We start from the raw sequence: 19,226 nt of genomic DNA, 5'->3' as shown, positions 1-19,226 counted from the left end.
GCATTCTCCGGTCACTGCACCTGCCCGCATGGACAGACGGTCATCTTACGCCTGATGGGCAGAACGTTTTTCTGACACGCCAGACGGGGCCAGGTTCAGCAACAATGCATTTCAGTTGAGGGCTTGAGTCCCTGAAAACAACCGGTTGTTAGCAGCAGAGCCGCACGACTGCTGGCTTGCACACGAATATGTCGTCGTTACACTGGACTTGAAACGGCGCCGAACGGTAGCCGCTGCAGCAAGACCAGCCAGACGGGGTGAGCGATGACAACAGCAATGGTCAAACAGGAAATCGCCGTGGCATCTTTCAGTCAGGTGTACGACCTCGATCAGGTCGAGACCGCGCTGAACGATCTCGGCGAAGGCGCGAACGAGGCACTGCGCGCCATGTACGAAAAGATGCTGAAAACCGGCAATCTGCGTTTCTGCGTCAAGCCGAACCGGATGCCGTCGATCGACGATCTGATCGGCGCGCTGCCCAACTTTTCAGCGCCGCTCGACGACATCCGCAAGCAGGTCGCGTTGTGCCTCGAGACCGAAGACCGGCTCGAACTGATGCCGATCCTGCTGCTCGGCGACCCCGGCATCGGCAAGACCCACTTTGCGAAGCAGTTGGCGCGCCTGCTCGGCACCGCCTATCAATATGTGGCGATGAGTTCGTTGACGGCGGGCTGGATTCTGTCGGGCGCCTCGTCGCAATGGAAGAACGCGAAGCCGGGCAAGGTGTTCGATGCGCTCGTGAACGGCAGCTACGCGAACCCCGTGATTGCTGTGGATGAAATCGACAAGGCCACCGGCGATTCACAATACGATCCGCTCGGCGCGTTGTACGCGCTGCTGGAGCACGACACGGCACAGACCTTCATCGACGAATTCGCCGAGATTCCGATCAACGCGGGGCACGTGATCTGGATCGCGACCGCGAACGACGAACGCTCGATCCCCGAGCCGATCTTGAACCGGATGAACGTGTATGAGATTCCGCCGCCGGATCACGCGGGCGCGCGCCGCATCGCCCAATCGATCTACGACGAGATCCGCTCGGCGCACAACTGGGGGCAGCGCTTTCCCGAGCAGATCGGCGACGGCGCGCTCGATGCGCTGAGGCCGGCGTCGCCGCGCGAAATGCGCCGGGCGATTCTCAATGGCTTCGGCTCGGCGCGCATCGACGGGCGCGATCGGATCGAAGCCGGCGACATTCGCCTCGACTACGGAAATCGGCGAAAACCTATTGGTTTCTGAGGTTTTTTGCCCGTTTTTCGTAGAAAAGCCGCCTCCGAGCGGCTTTTTTATCGGCCAAAGCGGGAATCCCTGCCGTAAATGCGGAGATTGCCGCAGCAATTGTTGCTGATTATGAGACTTTAAGTTGCTTTCAATCGGTCCAATTTTTCGATAGTCAGGGAATACACTGAGCTCCATCGACATGACGTCTAAGCCACCGCGCCAGACGTCACTCGCCAGGCACAGAACCCGAATTCAACGACTATTGGAAACCATCATGAGAACCGCTTCCCTCGCTCTGCTTTTCTCCGTTGCTGTCGCGGCCCCTGCTTTCGCGAGCGGCTATGGTCCGGCAACCTCGTATCGTCCCGAAGTCGCTACGTACACGCAGTCGAGCGGTGTGAGCCGCGCGCAGGTTAAAGCCGACGTGGTGCAGGCCCGCGCCGACGGCGAACTGAATCAGAATCCGTACGCGCCGGTTTCCGCCGACAGCGTCCGCGCCACGCCGGATAACGGCCCGAAGACGCGCGCTCAGGTGAAAGCCGAACTGGCCGAGGCTCGCGCCAACGGTGAACTGAATGTGAACCCGAACGCGCCTGCTTATCAGCAGCAACTCGCGCTGGGTGGTTACACGCCGCCGCGCGCGCAAGCGACGAGTTCGGTGGTCGAAGCATCGCGCCGTACGGTGAGCACGCAGAACTAAACGTTTGCGCGGTTTGCTGTCTCTGCGCTGAAGCTGCGATGTCTCTGCGTCGGCGCACGGCACGCGCCGCGCAGGCTGTCGCGAGACCCCGCGAAGAAGTGAGCGCCACACGCTTCGACGGCGTACACTGATTTGTCTGGCCGCTACGTTTGACCCGCTGAAGACCGAATTCAAATGCCCGCCGTCGTTCCCGACGGCGGGCATTTGCGTCTGTGCGGCGTCGTACAATTTGCGTAACGGTTGCAGAAACGGCAGGAACGTTCGACAGCGAGCGGTGGGCGGCACTCGATAGCCGCATCCTGTCTTCATCACTATCGGGTGAACGAGGCAGCGCGCGGTGATGTCAGCCGCGTCAAGGGACATGGACCAAATCGAATGTGTAGTGATCGGCGCGGGTGTGGTCGGTCTGGCAGTGGCGCGCGCGCTGGCCGCGCGCGGGCGTGAAGTGATCGTGCTGGAGGCCGCCGAAGCGATCGGTGTGGGCACCAGCTCACGCAACAGCGAAGTGATTCACGCGGGTATCTACTATCCACGCGGCTCGCAGAAGGCGGCGCTCTGCGTGCGCGGCCGCGAGATGCTTTACGACTTCTGCGCAGAGCACAACGTGCCGCATTCACGCTGCGGCAAACTGCTGGTCGCCACCTCGCGCAACCAGATTCCCCAGCTCGAAAGCATCATGGCCAAGGGTCGCGAGAACGGCGTGCTCGACCTGTTGCGGATGGACGGCGATCAGGCGCAAGCGCTCGAACCGGCGCTCGAATGTGTCGAGGCGGTGTTCTCGCCGCAGACGGGTATCGTCGATAGTCATCAACTGATGCTGGCGATTCAGGGCGATGCCGAACGCGACGGCGCGGTGTGCGCATTTCACGCGCCGGTCGAAGCGATCGAAGCGAGCAACGGCCGCTTCATCATCAAGGTCGGCGGCAGCGCGCCGACCACGATCAGCGCCGCGTGCGTGATCAACAGCGCGGGTCTGCAAGCAAATGCGTTAGCGCGGCAGATTCGCGGACTCGACGCGCGTCACGTGCCGCCGCTTTATCTCGCGCGCGGCAATTACTTCAGCATTTCGGGGCGCGCGCCATTCAGCCGTCTGATCTATCCGATGCCGAACGAAGCCGGCCTCGGCGTGCATCTGACAATCGATCTCGGCGGTCAGACGCGTTTCGGGCCCGACGTCGAATGGGTCGACGCGATCAATTACGACGTCGATCCCCATCGCGCGGAATCGTTTTACGCGGCGATTCGCGCGTATTGGCCCGCGCTACCCGACGACGCGCTGCAACCCGCCTATGCGGGGATTCGTCCGAAGCTTTCCGGCCCGGGCGAACCGGCTGCGGACTTTCTGATTCAAGGTCCGGCCGCGCATGGCGTGCGTGGGCTCGTCAATCTGTTCGGGATCGAGTCGCCGGGATTGACGGCGTCGCTGGCGATCGCGCAGCGGGTCTGCGAGTTGAGTGGGCGCGCGTAGTTCGAGCGGGATTCATCGCTTGCTTTAACAGGCAGCAAATCGGCCGCAAAGAGACCACGCACCGCTCTCTTTGCGAGTCATTCTCATCGCGCGCAATCTCTGCTCAAGCTCCCGCGCGACATTCTGGCGCAGGGGCGTACCGATTCGGTTATCTCTATCATTTGGGCCGTCACGCGCGACGGCTTCGTTGCTATCCTTGGGGACCGCTGTCACTAGAACGGCGATCAGTTCTATATAAATGGAGTGAGTCCCCCATGAAATCTTCCCGTCGTACGTTTTTGATCACCAGCATTGGTGTGGCGTCCACGTTCGCGCTGTCGCGCTCGGCTTTTGCCGATGCACCGAAAGTTGCCGAAACCGATCCGACCGCACAAGCACTCGGCTACAAGGCCGACGCCAGCAAAGTCGACAAAGCCAAGTTCGCGAAATACGCAGCGGGCCAGGACTGCGGCAACTGCAGCTTCTATCAAGCCAAGCCCACCGACGCATGGGGCGGCTGCCCGATGTTCGCGGGCAAGCAGGTCGCCAGCAAGGGTTGGTGCAGTGCATATAACAAGAAGGCCTGATTACGTTTGAACCGCGCGCGCATTCAGTGACGCGCGAAGTGCGCCGCAACATCGCGGCGCGAGATCGAGCTTCGATCATTGAGGCGTCTGCCGCTCCCTGCGACAGACGCCTTTTTGCTGTCCGCCGTTATCCGCTTCGCCGCGCGCATTGCTGCTTGAAAACAGCGGGTGCGCTCTTTACACTCCAAGTCGATTCTTGCGACTGACGTAGCTCTTCTACGTTCGCGCTCGCGCACTTCGCGCGAACACGGCGTACCACGGGACCCATTTCGCCGGCTGGAGATTCGCATGGCACCCGCGTCAAAGAGCTTCAATACGCGCGCCGTCGTCGCGGCGGTAATCGGCAACGCGCTCGAATGGTACGACTTCACCGTGTTCGGTTTTCTAACCGTGGTGATCGCGCAGTTGTTCTTTCCGGCGGGCAGCGACTACACGTCGTTGCTCCTGACCACCGCGACCTTCGGCGTCGCGTTTGTGATGCGGCCGATCGGCGCCATCGTGCTCGGACTCTACGCGGATCGCGCGGGACGCAAGGCGGCGTTGTCGCTCGTCATCGCGCTGATGACGCTCGGCATTCTGCTGCTGGCGATTGCGCCGCCGTATTCGGCGATCGGCATCGGCGCTCCGTTGATGATCGTGCTCGGGCGTCTGCTGCAAGGCTTTTCCGCGGGCGGTGAATTCGGCAGTTCGACGGCGCTGCTGATCGAAGCGGCGCCGTTCTCGAAACGTGGATTCTACGGTAGCTGGCAGATGTCGAGCCAGGCGGCGGCGCTGCTGCTTGGTGCGTTGGTGGGCGCGGCGATCTCGCACGGTTTATCGCCCGATGCGTTGAAGTCCTGGGGCTGGCGTGTGCCGTTCGTGATTGGCCTGATTATCGGCCCGGTCGGTTTTTATATTCGCCGGAATCTGGCCGACTCCGAGGCCTTTCTCCACGCGCAAAAAACCGCACGACGCGCGACGCTCAGTGAGGTCTTCAAAAGCCATAGCCGCGACGTGCTGTGCGGGCTCGGGTCCGTGATCGCGCTCACAGTAACGGTCTATGTACTGATCAGTTATCTGCCGACCTTTGCCGTGAAGCAACTCAAGCTGCCTTACGCGCAATCTTTCTATGCGGTGATCGTCGGCAATCTGCTGTTGATGGTGCTTTCGCCGCTGGCCGGCGCATGGTCGGATCGGATCGGGCGCAAGGGTTTGTCGCTGTGGTCGCTGGGAATCACGCTCGCGATCATCTATCCGCTGTTCGCGTGGCTCGCGGCTGAGCCGAGCGTGTCGAAACTGATCCTTGTGCAGGCGCTTCTGTCGATCACGCTGTCGGGCTACTACGGGCCGTTCGGCGCGTTGATCGCCGAACTGTTTCCGGCGAACGTGCGCTCGATCGGTTTATCGCTCGCCTATAACGTCGCGGTGATGGTGTTTGGCGGTTTCGGACCACTTCTCGTGACGTGGCTGATCGACACGACCGGCTCGCCGCTCGCGCCGACCTACTACGTGATGAGCGGATTGGCGCTGTCGATCGTCGCGGTGGCGTGCATTCCCGGCAAGCGTCACGCGGATCTCGACGCGCGGCGAAAACCGGCGTGACGTGTGGTCCGATTCGAATCAGGCGTTGAGGCCTGATCTGTGCAATCCGACTGTCAAACTATCTAACGGTCTAACTCCGAGCCTGCATCAACGGCGGTCGCTTGTCGAACCACGGCCGCGCCGTTTCGAGTTGCGCGGCCAGACGTAACAGCGTCGCTTCGCCGCCTTCACGCGCGGCGAATTGCACGCCAACCGGCAAACCCCGCGCATTCCAGTACAACGGCACCGACATCGCCGGTTGACCCGTCAGATTGAACAGCTCCGTGCAGCCCGCCCACGCGAATGCTTTGTTCGACGCCTCGGTCAGCAGCTTTTTCATGAGCGCCTCGATCGGCAACGCGCTGACCGCGCGCATCTGGATCCGCTCGGCCGAGGTGGGATGCATCTCGCCGATTTTGATCGGCGGCGCGGCCAGCGTGGCGCACAACACCACGTCGTAGCGGTTCAGCAGATCGGTGAGGCGTGCGGTGATGCGGCGTTGTTCTTCGAGCGCGGAAGGTAAGCCGCGCTCGCCGAGCTTGCGGCCCATGTGCGCCATGGCCCACGTCGAAATTTCGAATTCGCTGCGTGACGGTTTGCGGCCCGTAATGCGATCTGCGTTCAGCACCAGCTCTTCCGCTGTCACCGACCACAGCATAAGAAACGCGTGACGAACCGTCGCGAAGTCGATGCCGAGCGAAACCGGTTCGATGTTGTGACCGAGCGAGATGGCGAGCTGCGCGGCGTCGTCGAGCGCGGCGCGCGAGTCGGCGGAGAGCACGGGCGCCAGCATCGGCTCGGTAACGTACGCGATATTCAGCGGCTTGCACGGCTCGCGACTCGCACCGAGAAAAGTGCCGGGCGCGCCGAGTGGCCGCTGCGCATTACCCGACAGCAGATCGAGCAGCAACGCGCTATCGCGCACGCTGCGCGAGACCGCGTGATCGACGCCGAGATCGCCGGCACCCGGCGGCGCGACGCGCGGCACGCGAGCCCGCGAAGGTTTGAGACCGAACAGTCCGCAGCACGAAGCGGGAATGCGGATCGACCCGCCACCGTCCGACGCATGCGCAAGCGGCACGATGCCCGCAGCCACCGCCGCCGCCGAGCCGCCGCTGGAACCGCCCGGTGTGTGGTCGAGACTCCACGGATTGCGGCACGCGCCGAACAGTTCGGGCTCCGTATAAGGCATCTGACCGAGTTCGGAGGTACTGGTCTTGGCGAAGATGTTGAGGCCGGCCGCTTTCGAGAGCGCGACGACGGGCGCGTCTTCCGTGGGAATGAAATGGCGATAGTGGCGGCTGCCCATCGCCATGCGCAAGCCGGCAACCGGCGCGCCCAGGTCTTTGATCAGATACGGCACGCCGGCCAACGCTGCTTGCGCGCTCGTGCTATCCGCGGGGTCCGCGCCGTTGGCCCGGCTCGCGTCGTCGCGCGATGCACGGTGACGGGCCGCGTCGTAGTCTTTCAGGACGATGGCGTTGATCGCGGGATTGACGGCCTCGGTTCGCGAGATCGCGATGTCGAGCAACTCGCGAGCGCTCGCCTGGCGAGTTCTCACGAGTTCGGCGAGGCCGATGGCGTCATGGGCGAGATAGTCTGATAGCACGACGGAGAAGTCCTCGCTTTCGAAGGGTGAACCGGGTGGTTTTTCATGCGCCCGATCAACCCGTTCGACTGGATGTTGCGTCGTTCGGGTTTCAGGCTAATCGCCGCACATGAAAAAAGACGGCGAGTCGCGGACGCGCCGTCTTCAGAAGAGTAACTGAGTTAAAGGCGAATCAAACGCCAATCAAGCGCCAATCAAGCGCGATTCAAGCGCACATCAAAGCCGCTCGCCAAGAAACGTCAGCGTGCGCCCATGCGCGAGCGCCGACGCGCGCTGGTTATACGACGCGCGCTCCGAGCAGTTGAAGCCGTGATCCGCATTCGGATAGATGTGAAACTCGGCGTCGGCGCGGCCGGCGAAACGCTCCTGAATCTCTCCGACGGCGGACAACGGAATGTGCGCGTCGAGTTCGCCGTAATGGAATTGCATCGGCACCTTGATCTTCGCGGCTTCGTCGAGCTGATTCTGGATGCCGCCGCCGTAGTAAGCGACCGCGCCGTCGAGCGTGCCTTGCGCCGCTGCCAGATAAGCCAGCCGGCCGCCGAAGCAGTAACCGATCGCTGCAAGCTTGCCGGTCACTTCGGGCATCGCGCGCAATGCGGCGGCGGCTGCGCCGATGTCGGACACGGCTTCGTCGACGTTGAGCTTCTGCATCAGTTCGACGCCTTTCGCGCGATCCGCGCCTTCGTACGTCAATTCGACGCGCGGCTGCACTCGCCAGAACACGTCAGGCGCGAGCGCCACATAGCCGTCCTGCGCGTACTGATCCGCGACCGAGCGGATATGTCCGTTCACGCCGAAGATTTCCTGAATGATGATGACGGCCGGTCCCTTGCCGCCCTGGGGCAGCGCGAGGTATCCGCCGAAACTGTCGTTGCCGGCGGGAATGTCGATCCAGCGGGACGTGATGCTCATGGTGCTCTCCATAGACCCGCGTGCGTTTTCGCACGAGGTCGGTCTGAATGAATGCCGGAGGCCTGAATGCCTGAAGCGGGCGGTCAGTTTGCCAAAAAAAGAAATGCGCTGCAGCGAGCCCCGACGCGCGCTGAGAAAGCACGCTGACAACGCGCGCGCGGCATGAATCTCGTAAGACGATTGAAACGTTCTCGATTATTCATTTTCCGTCCGCAGACCCTCTCTATACAGTCGAAGCTATCGGCTTGCGGTTGCCGCGAGCGCATGACCCAAAGGAACCGATCATGAGTGAAGTCCGTTTTGTGACACCATTTGCTGAACGTTTCGCGTTGCGCGTGCCGGTCGTTCAGGCGCCCATGGCCGGCGGCGCGACTACGCCCGCGCTGGTCGCCGCAGTCTCGAATGCCGGCGGCCTCGGTTTTCTGGCGGGCGCCGCATTGCAGCCGGAGAAGATCGCGAGCGAAGTCGCGGCGATTCGCGCGCTGACGGATCGACCGTTCGGCGTGAATCTGTTCGTGCTCGATCCGGCCGCGCCGGACGACGCCACCGTGCGGCGCGCGCTCGAAGCCATCGACCCGTTGCGCGCCGAGTTCGACCTGCCGCCCGGCCAGCCGCTCGAACGCTACGCGCCGGATTTCCGCGCGCAACTGGAGATGCTTATCGAGTTGCGCGTGCCGGTGGCGAGCTTCACGTTCGGCTTGCTGCCGGCGCACGACATCGCGCGTTTGCATGACGCCGGTCTATATGTAATAGGCACGGCAACGCATACCGCCGAAGGCGTCGCCTGGCGCGACGTGGGCGCGGATGCGATCGCGGCACAAGGCGCGGAGGCGGGCGCGCATCGCGGCACCTTCATCGGCGCGTTCGAAGATGCGCTGGTCGGCACCCTCGCGCTCGTGCCGCAACTGGTCGACGCGAGCGGGCTGCCGGTGCTCGCGGCGGGCGGCATCATGGACGGCCGTGGCATCGTCGCCGCGCTCGCGCTCGGCGCGCAAGCCGCGGCCATGGGCACCGCGTTTCTCACCTGTCGCGAGAGCGCAATTCCCCAGGCCTGGAAAACCCGCGTGCGCGACATGTCGGATACATCGACCTCGGTGACGCGCGCCATCACCGGTCGACATGCGCGCGGCATACGCAATCCGTTGATGCAGCGTTTGAGCGATACGGCGCAAAAGGTCGCGCCGTATCCGGTGCAAAACGCATTGACGCAGGAGTTGCGGCAGAGTGCGGGTCGCGCGCAGAACGCCGATTATCTGTCGCTTTGGTCGGGGCAGGGCGCACCGCTCGGCCGCGCGCGCCCGGAGGGGATCAGTGCCGCCGAACTGATGGCGCAACTCGAACAGGAATGGCATGCGGCGACGTCGCGGATCGCCGCGCAACAACGCTGATTCGGCATACCTCAGGCGCGCCCCGCGATGCCCGGCGGCGCGCCTTATTTTTAAGCACAAAGCCTATTTGAAACACTAACGGTTTAAGTCGCGAAAAGCTTTAGGCCGCGCGGTTAGACGAAAGCCCGACATAGCGGAAACCCGCATGGGCTGGTGCTCTCCAGCGAGTCTCTCCAGACGGAATCGGCGCCTGTTGGATAAACGCTATTAGTGTTGATCCCACTTCCTCAAAAAAGTCCCACAATTTAATTTGATGGCCTACACTTGCGCGCAAGTACGGTTTGCCGCCTGCCACAAACAGGTTGGCGGGCGTGCTGGCCAAGTGCATGAACGATGCAACCGGCGTGGTCGTCCACGGGACTGAGCGACACGTGTAGGGGAAGCGGGGGCACAGGGCGATTACGTTGTTTTTGGGACCGAAACTGGAGACTTACATGAACATCAAGATTCAAAAGCTGTTGCCGATCAGCGCTGCGGCGATGCTGTTCGCAACGTTGGCAACTTCCGCGGCAGCTGACCAGGTCGTCAAGATCGGCCACGTTGCACCGCTGACCGGCGGTATCGCTCACCTGGGTAAAGACAACGAAAACGGCGCGCGCCTGGCGGTTGAAGAAATCAACGCCAAGGGCCTCACGATCGGTGGCCAGAAAATCACGCTGCAACTCGACGCACAAGACGACGCAGCCGACCCGCGTACTGCTACGCAAGTCGCGCAGAAGCTGGTCGACGATAAGGTCGTCGCCGTGGTTGGTCACTTGAACTCGGGTACGTCGATTCCGGCTTCGAAGATCTATAGCGATGCAGGCATCGTTCAGATCTCGCCGTCGGCAACGAACCCGGCTTACACGCAACAAGGTTTCAAGACGACGTACCGCGTTGTCGCGACCGATGCGCAACAAGGTCCGGCACTGGCTAACTACGCAGCCAAGGGCCTGAAAGTGAAGAGCGTCGCCATCGTCGACGACTCGACCGCTTACGGCCAGGGTCTCGCCAACGAATTCGAAAAGACCGCCAAGTCGCTGGGCCTGAACGTGATGTCGCATGACGCGACGAACGACAAGGCTGTCGACTTCCGCGCGATTCTGACGAAGATCAAGGGCGAAAACCCGGACGCGATCATGTACGGCGGTATGGACGCAACCGGCGGCCCGTTCGCGAAGCAAGCCAAGCAGCTCGGCCTGCGTGCGAAGGTGCTGGCTGGCGACGGCGTGTGTACTGACAAGCTGGCTGACCTGGCGGGTGACGCAACCGACAACATCGTCTGCTCGGAAGCCGGTATGGCGCTCGAGAAGATGGCTGGCGGCCCGGCGTTCCTCGCCAAGTATCAGAAGCGTTTCGGTCAGCCGATCCAGATCTACGCACCGTTCACGTATGACGCTGTGTACATCATCGTCGACGCTATGAAGCGTGCTAACTCGACCGATCCGGCGAAGATCCTGGCAGCAATGCCGGCAACGGATTACAAGGGTGTGATCGGCGAAACCACGTTCGACTCGAAGGGTGACCTTCAACACGGCGTGATCTCGCTGTACAACTACAAGGCCGGCAAGAAGACGCTGCTCGACGTAGTGAAGATGTAAATTCGCGTGACCGAAGACGGCTTTGTGCCTGTCTTCGGTCCGCTGATTAAAAGGCACGCGCGCCGCAAGGTTCGCGTGCCTTTTCTTTTGAGGGAGAGCGCCGTGACGACCGTGACCCGTTCATTCGACGACGACTGGCGCCGCTGGATCGCCGAGAATCTGATGCTCGACGCCCAGCCGGATGCATTGCATGGCGCGCTACTCGAACATGGTTTCGACGCGGAGGAATCGGCTCGGGAAATCGATGCGGTACTCGCGAGTCCTTATTTTCACGGGGCCGCGCGTTTGCGCAATCGTTTGCGTAAGCGCGACTGGATTTTGTCGGTGTACGGCACGCTCAATCGCATGCGTTCGGGTAGCGGCGAAATCGAGCGGCGCGAGCGTTTGCCGCGCGATGTGTTCTTCGAGCAGTACTACTGTCAGAACCGGCCGGTGATCATGACCGGTGCATTCGATTTCTGGCCCGCGCGCACGCAATGGCGGTTCGATTATTTCCGCGAGCGTTGCGGCGATTGCGAAGTGGAAGTGCAGTTCGGCCGCGAGTCGGATGCGAACTACGAAATCAATCAGCCGAAGCTCAAGCGCATGATGCGGTTCGCCGATTATGTCGATCTGGTCGAGCGCAGCGGCCCGACCAACGATTTCTACATGACCGCGAATAACACCTCGCATAATCGCGCGGCGCTCGCCGCCTTATGGTCCGATGTGCCGGTGATTGACGAGTATCTCGATCCCGCGTCGGCCGATACCGGATTCTTCTGGATGGGACCGGCCGGGACGCGGACGCCGTTTCATCATGACCTGACCAATAACTTCATGGCGCAGGTGATCGGCCGTAAGCGGATCAGGTTGGCGCCGTTGTCCGATACGCCGCATATGGCGAACCATCTGCATTGTTATTCGCAGGTGGACGGCGCCGCGATCGACTACGAGCGTTTCCCGTCGATGCAAAACACGCAGTTACTCGACTGCACGCTCGCGCCCGGCGAGTTACTGTTTTTGCCGATCGGCTGGTGGCATTACGTCGAAGGACTCGATGCGTCGGTGACGATGACGTTCACCAATTTTCTGCGTGGTAACGATTTGTCCCGTCATTACGCTACGTATCACGAGCTGTGATGCGACTCGGTGCTCACGGTGCCGACTGCGCGTGATGGGCTCTTAAGCCACGTGACTTGACCACTCGCGCTGGCACGCGCCGATAAAAAAACGGCGAACCGGTTGCCCGGTTCGCCGCCCCCCTTCGACGCTGTTTCTTTCGCGTCGTTATTTGCTGCCGTTATTCGTCTTCGTTACTTCTTGGTTCCGAGGCCGCCGAGACCGCCGAGCAATCCACCGCCCGTGGCGCCGCCGGCCGAAGTCGCCGCGCCGGTCAAGGTGCCGGTGACGCTGTTCAACAGACCGGTGACCGGCGCGAGCGGGTTGCTGCCACTGCCACCGCTGCCGCTACTACCGCCCGAGCCCGCCGCCGAGCCGAGCGCGCCCGTCAGCGATGACACTGCCGACGTCACAGGTGCAAGCAGATTGCCGGCGCCGGCCGCGCCGCTCAGTGCGCTGGTGACCGAACTCACCACGCCGGTCAGCGGCGCAAGCGGACTGCCGCTGCCTGCTGCGCCGCTCAACGCGCCGGTCACCGAACTGACGACGCCGGTCAATGGTGCAAGCGGACTGCCCGTCCCGCCGGCGCTGCCGGTCAAGGTGCTGATGACGTTGGTCAGCGGCGCGAGCGGGCCGCTACCGCTGCCGCCCGTCAGGCCGCCGCTCAGTGTGCCGGGCAACGCGGTGAGGATGCTGGTCAACGGCGCGAGCGGCGTGCCGCTCAGCGGATTGCCCGAGCCGCCGCTGCCGGGATTCAGAATGCCGGTGAGGCCGCCGAGCGGATTACTGCCGCTGGTGCCGCCGGCCGTCAGCAGACCGCCCGCCGACGTGACCGTGTCGCCGAGTTTGGTCACGACGTTGCCGAGGTTCTGGCCGATCGGATTGCTGGTCGCACCGCTGATCTGGCCGCCGGCACTGTCGAGGCCGTGACCGATGGTCGACAGCAGACCGTTCAGCGGCGCCCCGAGACCGGTCGTATCGCCGACGGTTTGCGTGGTCTGCGCGAGCGTGCTCGTGATCGGCGTGATCGTGGTGCTGAGGGTCTGCGTGACCTGCTGGATCGGGCCGTTCGTCAGTTGCGAACCGAGCTGCGTGCCGAGACCGCTAACCGCGTTGCCGACCGTCGAGACCGTGCTGCCGAGCGGCGTGGTCAGCGGGCTGAGCGGCGCGGTGGGGCCGCTGCCGAGACTCGTCACGAGCTGGCCGGCGCTGTTGACGGCCTGACCGGTATCGACAACCAGATTGCCGCTGCTCGCGAGCGTGGTGCCGAGCGGATCGGTCGAATTGCCGAGCTGGCCGAGGCCGTTCGCCGCGCCCGTGCCGACCGCGGTGACGCCGTTGCCGAGATTCGACACGACGTTGCCGAGCGCAGTGGTGGTGGCCGGATTCGTGCCGGGAATCGGCGTGAGGCCGATCTGGCTGCCGACCGCGGCGACGGTTTGGCCGGTGGCGGTGATCACGTTGCCGGTGTTCTGGACGACTACGCCGATGGGGTTGGCGCTGGTGGGTGTTGGTGTCGGCGTCGGTGTTGGTGTTGGTGTTGGCGTCGGTGTTGGTGTTGGTGTTGGTGTTGGCGTCGGTGTTGGCGTCGGTGTTGGCGTCGGTGTTGGGGTAGGCGTCGGTGTTGGGGTAGGCGTCGGTGTTGGGGTAGGCGTCGGTGTTGGAGTAGGCGTCGGAGTCGGAGTCGGAGTCGGAGTCGGAGTCGGAGTCGGCGTGGGTGTTGGGGTAGGCGTCGGCGTCGGAGTGGGCGTAGGTGTGGGTGTCGGCGTGCCACCACCCGATCCGCCGCCAGCACCTCCGCCAGTTCCAGCACCCGCACCAGCGCCACCGCCACCGCCAGCCGCCCGGCGCCGGTCATCCCCGCGCCGGTCAACGTGCTGCCGCATCCTGTGAGGATGATCATCGACGACACGCACATAGCGATCGCCGACAGTTTGAAATTGCGATTCATGATTGGCTCCCCCGTAGTTTGAAGACTGTTGGGGAAGCTAACTGCAAGGCCTATGCCATTTTCATTTTCGCCGTTGCGTGGCCAAATAAATTCATATAAATCAACGACGTGTAGAAGCGCCGCCAGAATACGCAGTAGCCCGATATCCGCGATGTGTCGCGGAACAACTCAGGCCGTCGGCGGTGCGTAACGTAACGTAAGGCGCGCGTTTTCGCATGCCTGTCGCACGCCCGCGCCTCAGATCTTCAAACGCCGCAGCACCTTCGGCCCGGCAATCGCGATCAACGCGGAACACACCGCCACCACCGACAACCCAATCGGCAAACTGGTCGCCTGCGTCACCGCGCCGATAATCACCGGCCCAAGCATCAGCCCGAAGTACGCCAACCCCGCGACGTGCGCGAGCCCTTCGGCCGCGTGGATGCCCTTGACGCTCGCCGCCGCCGCGAACAGCACCGGCATCATGTTCGCGAGGCCGAGTCCCATCAACGTGAAGCCGATCAGCGCGGCCACCGAATTCGGCAGCAGGAGCGCGCCGACCATGCCGGCGCAGGCGAGCGTCGCGCTGGCCATCACCAGTTGCGGCGCGCCGAAGCGGGCGCGAACCACGTCGCCGGCAAAACGCGCGGCCGCCATGCCGCCGGAAAACGCCGCGTAGGCCGCACTGGCAAGCGCGGGCGTGGCAAGCACGACGTCGCGCATATAGACGGTCGCCCAGTCGTACATGGCGCCTTCGGCGATCAACGCGACCAGCGCCATCGCGCCGAGCGCCCACAGCGCCGGCGAGCGCCAGCGGTTGGCGCGCGGCGTCGCGGCATCGGGATGATCCTCGTGCGGCACGTGCGGCAACACCGACGGGCAGGCGGCGACCAGCACCAGCGCGCTAACCGTCGCGGCCAGCGCGAGATGCGCCGCGGGCGCCATGCCGTGCGCCAGCAAGGCACCGCCGACCGCCGCGCCGACCATCCCGCCGACGCTGAACATGCCGTGCAGCGACGACATGATCGGCTTGCCGAGCGCTTTCTCGACGGCGCTGGCTTCGGCGTTCATCGCGACGTCGAGCGTGGCCATGCCCGCGCCGAAAATCGCCAGCACGATCAGCAGCATCCAGTAGGCCGGCACAACCAGAATCAGCGCTGCGCAGACCGCCATCACCAGCCCGCCGGTCAGGCACGCGCGCCGTGTGCCGACCCGCGCGATCCACGAAGCATTGGCCGCCATCGCGCCGATCGAGCCGCCCGCCACGGCCAGCAAAGCGAACGACAGCAGCGCCGCGTTCAGATGGAAGCGGTCGCGCACCGTCGGCACATGCACCCCCCACGACGCGTACATCATGCCGGCGATGAAGAACACCGCCATCGTGGCGACGCGCGCGCGTTGGCGAGCGGTGTCGGTGAGCTCGCGGTGAGCGGCGGGGAGGGCGGCGAATTCGGCGGAACGGTCGGACACGGACATCTCTTGGAGGGTTGAAGCGGGAGAAAGCGCTTTGAAAGCGAATTTTCGATTCTAACGAAGCGTGCTGTCTTATGCTTGGAACCGGATGATCGGACACTGACAAGAGGGCGGCTCGATGCGTTTCGAATCAAGGCGATTCGACTCCGCTTGAGTTGTCCTGAGTTGCCGTGACTACGACATTAAAAGAGCCGTCAGCCGTCAGCCTTCTGTCTCGACGACCCGTCGGTCTCACCGATATCCGCCGCCTATCTATCGAGGAACGCGCACTTGAATATCCCCGCTCACGCTCCGCTCCATCTGTTGCACACGGCCGCTGTCGGCACGCTGGCCACTCACGCTCGCCAGCCGGAAGGTTTTCCTTATCCGTCGGTGTTGCCGTTCGCGCCTGACTTGCAGCATCGGCCGACGATTCTGGTGAGCCGGCTCGCCGAGCATACCCACAACCTGCACGCCGATCCGCGCGCCGGCTTTCTGGCGGTCGACGCACCCGACGGCGATGTACTGAGCGGCCAGCGCGTCACCCTGCTGGGCACCTTCGAAGCGATCGATTCGAGCCCTGAAATCGTGCGCCGCTACCTGCGCTATCACCCCGACGCGGAGCGCTATCTGGTGCTCGGCGATTTCACGTTCTGGGTCATGCGGCTCGAGCGTTTGCGTTATATCGGCGGCTTCGGCGCGATGGGCTGGCTGGGCGGCGCAGAACTCGATCCGCTGCCCCCGCTCACTTTCGATGAAGAGAACGCGCTAATCGAACACTTCACCCGGCATGCAGGACACGTCGACGGATTGGAATTGCTCGGTGTCGATCGATATGGCGCCGATCTGAAACGCGATGGCGCGCGCAGCCGGTTCGTCTTCGACGATGCCAAACTGAATACTGAATCCTTGCATGGGGCGCTAGAAGATTGCATCCAGCGCTACGCGAATTAGGTTTTATTGCGATTCGGGGAAAACACTCATGCGGCAATAACGGCGCGGCGCGCGGGCCGCAATATGTTCCGACATTTCATGTTGAAGCTCTCATGCCATGAAATGTTGATGCTGGATCGCCATCGTAATTTTCATGTTTTGCTAGTTAATCCCATAATTAAGGACGCGGACTAGGAACTTTAGCGAAATACGGAATGGGCTAATTGAAAGGGAACATGTAACAGCCGCATGTCTTGGAAATTTTTTGAAACGTTTCTGGATTAATTTTACGCGAACGCTTTTGTAGTCTTTCTATTTTGTGTTAATCTCGCCATCAAATTCCGAGGCATGATCACCTTCAAAGGGCAAGCTGGCTTAAGACTGGCAGTCATTTATCCATACCACAAGGGAACCTATGTCTTCCTACAAGGAACTACTCGCTCAGCGCGAGAAGCTTGAAAAGCAGATCGAAGAAGCGAAGTCGCGTGAATACGCGGAAGTGTTGAATGAGATCAAGCAGAAAATGGCCGACTACGGCATTTCGCTGACTGAACTCGGCGGTGGCCGTGCCGCAAAGGGCGCTAAAGCCGGTCGTCCGCGCGCAGGCGTCGCACCGAAGTATCGCGACCCGGATAGCGGCAGCACGTGGTCCGGCCGTGGCAAACCGCCGCGTTGGATCGCAGGTCTGGATCGTGAGAAGTTTCTGATCCAGAAGTAATGCTCTGGGCTGGCGGCTAATTCCGCTGGTCTATAGGTATTACGAATCACGTCACTCAGTTGCGCCAATAGCGCGCAACGGTGACGAACCAGAAAACCGCGTACCTGTCAGGGCGCGGTTTTTTTATTGCGCTTGAAAACGCTGCGGGGGTTTTGTCACAAGCACTTCAAGGAACCGGAACGCGAATGCTTTTCATTTTGATAAGCGGCTGATTTAAAAGGATTTTTTAAGGTTATTCCGATGCTTTGCGAGATGCGCCGGGTAGAATGCGCGGATTGAGTTTCTGCTACGGCTTCTTCGATGCCTTCCCTCGCCGCCGGCCAGTCCGCCGAAAAACATCGCGTTGCGCGCAAAAGTACCTTCGTCAGTATTGCGCTCAATACAGGGTTGATGACGCTGCAAATCGTCGTCGGGATCGTTGCGCATTCGCAGGCGCTGGTCGCCGACGGGTTTCATTCCCTTGCCGATCTGATTTCCGATTTTGTCGTGCTGATTGCCAATCGGCATAGCGGCGTGAAGCCCGACGCGGATCACAATTACGGACATAGCCGCTATGAAACGGTGGCGTCATTATTTCTCGGCACGCTGCTGATTGCGGTCGGCGTCGGGATGTTGTGGCGTGCCGGAACGCGCCTCGCCGATTTGCAGAGTATCCCGGCCGTGCATATGAGTGCGCTCGCGGTCGCGGTGCTCGTCCTGGTTTCGAAAGAAGGACTGTTTCGCTACATGCTGCGTGAAGCGCAACGTGTGCGTTCCGCTATGTTGATTGCCAATGCATGGCATGCGCGTTCCGACGCGGCATCTTCGTTGGTGGTCGCGATCGGCATTATCGGCAGTCTTGCCGGCGTGCGTTTGCTCGATCCGATTGCCGCGGCCATCGTCGGTTTTATGGTGGCGCGCATGGGTTGGACCTTCGGTTGGGACGCGCTGCAAGATCTGTCCGACCGCGCGCTCGACGACGCCGCCACCGCCGACATGCGCACGCTTTTGCTGTCCACGCCGGGTGTACGCGATGTGCATGAGTTGCGCACGCGCAAGATGGGCGATTTCGCGCTGGTCGATGCGCATATCCTGGTCGATCCGCTGATCTCGGTGTCGGAGGGGCATTACATTGCCGAGTCGGCGCGCATGCGCGTGTTGAGCGACAGCCGCGTGCTCGACGCGCTGATCCATGTCGATCCGGAGAACGATGCGTTGGCGCGTCCGCCGGTCGATCTGCCGAACCGGGAGCAAGTGACGAGTGAGGTCGATGCGGCGCTGGCTGGGGCCGGCCTGAAGGCCGCCGCAGTCGACATTCACTACCTGAGCACGGGGCTTGATGTCGATCTGGTGCTGCCTTCGCGCACATTGAGCGGTAGCGCGCCCGATCTCGCGAGCGTCGATCTGGCGGCACTTAAGAGCCGCCTGGGCGCCCGCAAGCTGAACGTGCTACAGGAATGGGATGTGAGGCTGGATGAAAACGATCCTGCGAGAGCGGCCGGTGCTGATCCGTCCGCCGATCTCGTCAAAAATCATTAAGCGCATAGCGCCGGGTAACTCACCGCTCAACCGGCGGCCGCCGCTCAAAGCGGCAATTGCGTATCGAACTTGATCTCGCGCAGCACGACGCTCGTACGCACCTGCGCGACCGCCGGAATCTTGAAGATGCGTTCGTGCAGAAAGCTGTCGTACGCCTTGATGTCCGGCGCGACGATCTTGAGGATGTAATCGGATTCGCCGGTCGTGCTGTAGCACTCGGTGACTTCCGGACAGGTGGCGATTTCCCGCTCGAACTGCTCGACGCCGCCCTCGGTGTGGCGCGTCAGGTGAATATGCGCCAACGCGCACACATGCAATCCCAGCTTCTCCCGATCGAGCAGCGCCGTGTAGCGCTGGATCACCCCCGACTGCTCCATGTCCTTGATTCGCCGCCAGCACGGCGTGCTCGACAGCCCGACCTGGTCGGAAATTTCTTGCACGGAGCGGCGTGCGTCGAGCTGCAGCAGGCGCAGGATTTTTTGTGAGAACGTATCGAGTGTCAACTGCGCCTCCGTTAGCGTCGCCTATCAACGCATGGTAGAGGGCTCGAAAACGAAACGCAATGTA

General features: G+C 62.3%; 15 protein-coding genes and 2 pseudogenes. 11 read left to right on the top strand and 6 right to left on the bottom strand.

The window, feature by feature from the left end; genetic code table 11:
• The first annotated feature begins 264 nt into the window (after window positions 1-264).
• The 5 genes from FA94_RS18860 (at window position 265) to FA94_RS18840 (ending at window position 5,539) form a co-directional block, all read left to right on the top strand.
• Window positions 265-1,242, top strand: a complete 978-nt coding sequence (locus FA94_RS18860; RefSeq protein WP_035553985.1) for an AAA family ATPase — start codon at window positions 265-267, stop codon at window positions 1,240-1,242.
• A gap of 256 nt (window positions 1,243-1,498) precedes the next feature.
• Window positions 1,499-1,924 (top strand): DUF4148 domain-containing protein, encoded by a 426-nt coding sequence (locus FA94_RS39995; RefSeq protein ID WP_051980640.1) that lies wholly within the window; start codon window positions 1,499-1,501, stop codon window positions 1,922-1,924.
• A 361-nt stretch (window positions 1,925-2,285) separates the two neighbouring features.
• Window positions 2,286-3,392 carry an NAD(P)/FAD-dependent oxidoreductase gene (locus tag FA94_RS18850; RefSeq protein ID WP_035553983.1) on the top strand — a complete coding sequence of 369 codons (1,107 nt, stop codon included), beginning with the start codon at window positions 2,286-2,288 and terminating at the stop codon, window positions 3,390-3,392.
• Window positions 3,393-3,646: 254 nt separating this feature from the next.
• Entirely contained in the window at window positions 3,647-3,958 is a 312-nt protein-coding gene (locus FA94_RS18845) for a high-potential iron-sulfur protein (RefSeq protein ID WP_035553981.1), read from the top strand.
• A 288-nt stretch (window positions 3,959-4,246) separates the two neighbouring features.
• A complete protein-coding gene (locus FA94_RS18840) occupies window positions 4,247-5,539 on the top strand; it encodes an MFS transporter (protein WP_035553978.1) in 1,293 nt (430 codons plus the stop codon).
• 70 nt (window positions 5,540-5,609) lie between these two features.
• On the opposite strand, the gene FA94_RS18835 is transcribed toward FA94_RS18840, so the two are convergent.
• On the bottom strand, window positions 5,610-7,127 hold the full coding sequence (locus FA94_RS18835; protein WP_035553975.1) for an amidase: 1,518 nt from the start codon (window positions 7,125-7,127) through the stop codon (window positions 5,610-5,612).
• Between the two features lie 216 nt (window positions 7,128-7,343).
• Complete coding sequence (locus tag FA94_RS18830; RefSeq protein WP_035553973.1) at window positions 7,344-8,042, bottom strand: dienelactone hydrolase family protein; 699 nt, start codon at window positions 8,040-8,042, stop codon at window positions 7,344-7,346.
• 284 nt (window positions 8,043-8,326) lie between these two features.
• Between FA94_RS18830 and FA94_RS18825 the strand changes: the two genes are divergently transcribed.
• The 3 genes from FA94_RS18825 (at window position 8,327) to FA94_RS18815 (ending at window position 12,129) form a co-directional block, all read left to right on the top strand.
• Window positions 8,327-9,430 carry an NAD(P)H-dependent flavin oxidoreductase gene (locus tag FA94_RS18825; protein ID WP_035553970.1) on the top strand — a complete coding sequence of 368 codons (1,104 nt, stop codon included), beginning with the start codon at window positions 8,327-8,329 and terminating at the stop codon, window positions 9,428-9,430.
• Window positions 9,431-9,864: 434 nt separating this feature from the next.
• Entirely contained in the window at window positions 9,865-11,010 is a 1,146-nt protein-coding gene (locus tag FA94_RS18820) for a branched-chain amino acid ABC transporter substrate-binding protein (RefSeq protein WP_035553968.1), read from the top strand.
• Between the two features lie 102 nt (window positions 11,011-11,112).
• The gene (locus tag FA94_RS18815) at window positions 11,113-12,129 is read left to right on the top strand and encodes a cupin-like domain-containing protein (RefSeq protein WP_035562500.1); all 1,017 of its coding nucleotides are present in this window, start codon (window positions 11,113-11,115) and stop codon (window positions 12,127-12,129) included.
• A gap of 173 nt (window positions 12,130-12,302) precedes the next feature.
• Here FA94_RS18815 and FA94_RS18810 read toward each other — a convergent pair.
• From FA94_RS18810 to FA94_RS18805, 3 genes and pseudogenes are all read right to left on the bottom strand, one after another.
• Window positions 12,303-13,697: pseudogene (locus tag FA94_RS18810) on the bottom strand (collagen-like triple helix repeat-containing protein); the annotation flags it as partial.
• A gap of 180 nt (window positions 13,698-13,877) precedes the next feature.
• Window positions 13,878-14,059 (bottom strand): annotated as a pseudogene (locus FA94_RS39990) (hypothetical protein); the annotation flags it as partial.
• 237 nt (window positions 14,060-14,296) lie between these two features.
• Window positions 14,297-15,514 (bottom strand): MFS transporter, encoded by a 1,218-nt coding sequence (locus FA94_RS18805; RefSeq protein WP_081936000.1) that lies wholly within the window; start codon window positions 15,512-15,514, stop codon window positions 14,297-14,299.
• A gap of 267 nt (window positions 15,515-15,781) precedes the next feature.
• Here FA94_RS18805 and FA94_RS18800 point away from each other — a divergent pair, with 267 nt between their 5' ends.
• The 3 genes from FA94_RS18800 (at window position 15,782) to FA94_RS18790 (ending at window position 18,659) form a co-directional block, all read left to right on the top strand.
• Window positions 15,782-16,444 (top strand): HugZ family pyridoxamine 5'-phosphate oxidase, encoded by a 663-nt coding sequence (locus FA94_RS18800; RefSeq protein WP_035553966.1) that lies wholly within the window; start codon window positions 15,782-15,784, stop codon window positions 16,442-16,444.
• A gap of 394 nt (window positions 16,445-16,838) precedes the next feature.
• Complete coding sequence (locus FA94_RS18795) at window positions 16,839-17,141, top strand: H-NS histone family protein (protein ID WP_035553963.1); 303 nt, start codon at window positions 16,839-16,841, stop codon at window positions 17,139-17,141.
• Between the two features lie 300 nt (window positions 17,142-17,441).
• Window positions 17,442-18,659: a cation diffusion facilitator family transporter gene (locus FA94_RS18790; protein WP_035553960.1), complete on the top strand. Its 1,218-nt coding sequence runs from the start codon at window positions 17,442-17,444 to the stop codon at window positions 18,657-18,659.
• A gap of 44 nt (window positions 18,660-18,703) precedes the next feature.
• On the opposite strand, the gene FA94_RS18785 is transcribed toward FA94_RS18790, so the two are convergent.
• On the bottom strand, window positions 18,704-19,162 hold the full coding sequence (locus FA94_RS18785; RefSeq protein WP_012431468.1) for an Lrp/AsnC family transcriptional regulator: 459 nt from the start codon (window positions 19,160-19,162) through the stop codon (window positions 18,704-18,706).
• Window positions 19,163-19,226: the final 64 nt, after the last annotated feature.

The sequence above is a fragment of the Burkholderia sp. 9120 genome, assembly GCF_000745015.1.
Classification (GTDB): Bacteria; Pseudomonadota; Gammaproteobacteria; order Burkholderiales; family Burkholderiaceae; genus Paraburkholderia.
The sequence above is the reverse complement of the archived record's forward strand: the minus strand, read 5'-3'. Positions and strand labels throughout refer to the sequence as shown.

Coding starts and splice junctions, on each gene's coding strand:
- FA94_RS18860 (WP_035553985.1), top strand. CDS start 265: ATGACAACAGCAATGGTCAAACAGGAAATCGCCGTGGCATCTTTCAGT.
- FA94_RS39995 (WP_051980640.1), top strand. CDS start 1,499: ATGAGAACCGCTTCCCTCGCTCTGCTTTTCTCCGTTGCTGTCGCGGCC.
- FA94_RS18850 (WP_035553983.1), top strand. CDS start 2,286: ATGGACCAAATCGAATGTGTAGTGATCGGCGCGGGTGTGGTCGGTCTG.
- FA94_RS18845 (WP_035553981.1), top strand. CDS start 3,647: ATGAAATCTTCCCGTCGTACGTTTTTGATCACCAGCATTGGTGTGGCG.
- FA94_RS18840 (WP_035553978.1), top strand. CDS start 4,247: ATGGCACCCGCGTCAAAGAGCTTCAATACGCGCGCCGTCGTCGCGGCG.
- FA94_RS18830 (WP_035553973.1), bottom strand. CDS start 8,042: ATGAGCATCACGTCCCGCTGGATCGACATTCCCGCCGGCAACGACAGT.
- FA94_RS18825 (WP_035553970.1), top strand. CDS start 8,327: ATGAGTGAAGTCCGTTTTGTGACACCATTTGCTGAACGTTTCGCGTTG.
- FA94_RS18820 (WP_035553968.1), top strand. CDS start 9,865: ATGAACATCAAGATTCAAAAGCTGTTGCCGATCAGCGCTGCGGCGATG.
- FA94_RS18805 (WP_081936000.1), bottom strand. CDS start 15,514: ATGTCCGTGTCCGACCGTTCCGCCGAATTCGCCGCCCTCCCCGCCGCT.
- FA94_RS18795 (WP_035553963.1), top strand. CDS start 16,839: ATGTCTTCCTACAAGGAACTACTCGCTCAGCGCGAGAAGCTTGAAAAG.
- FA94_RS18790 (WP_035553960.1), top strand. CDS start 17,442: ATGCCTTCCCTCGCCGCCGGCCAGTCCGCCGAAAAACATCGCGTTGCG.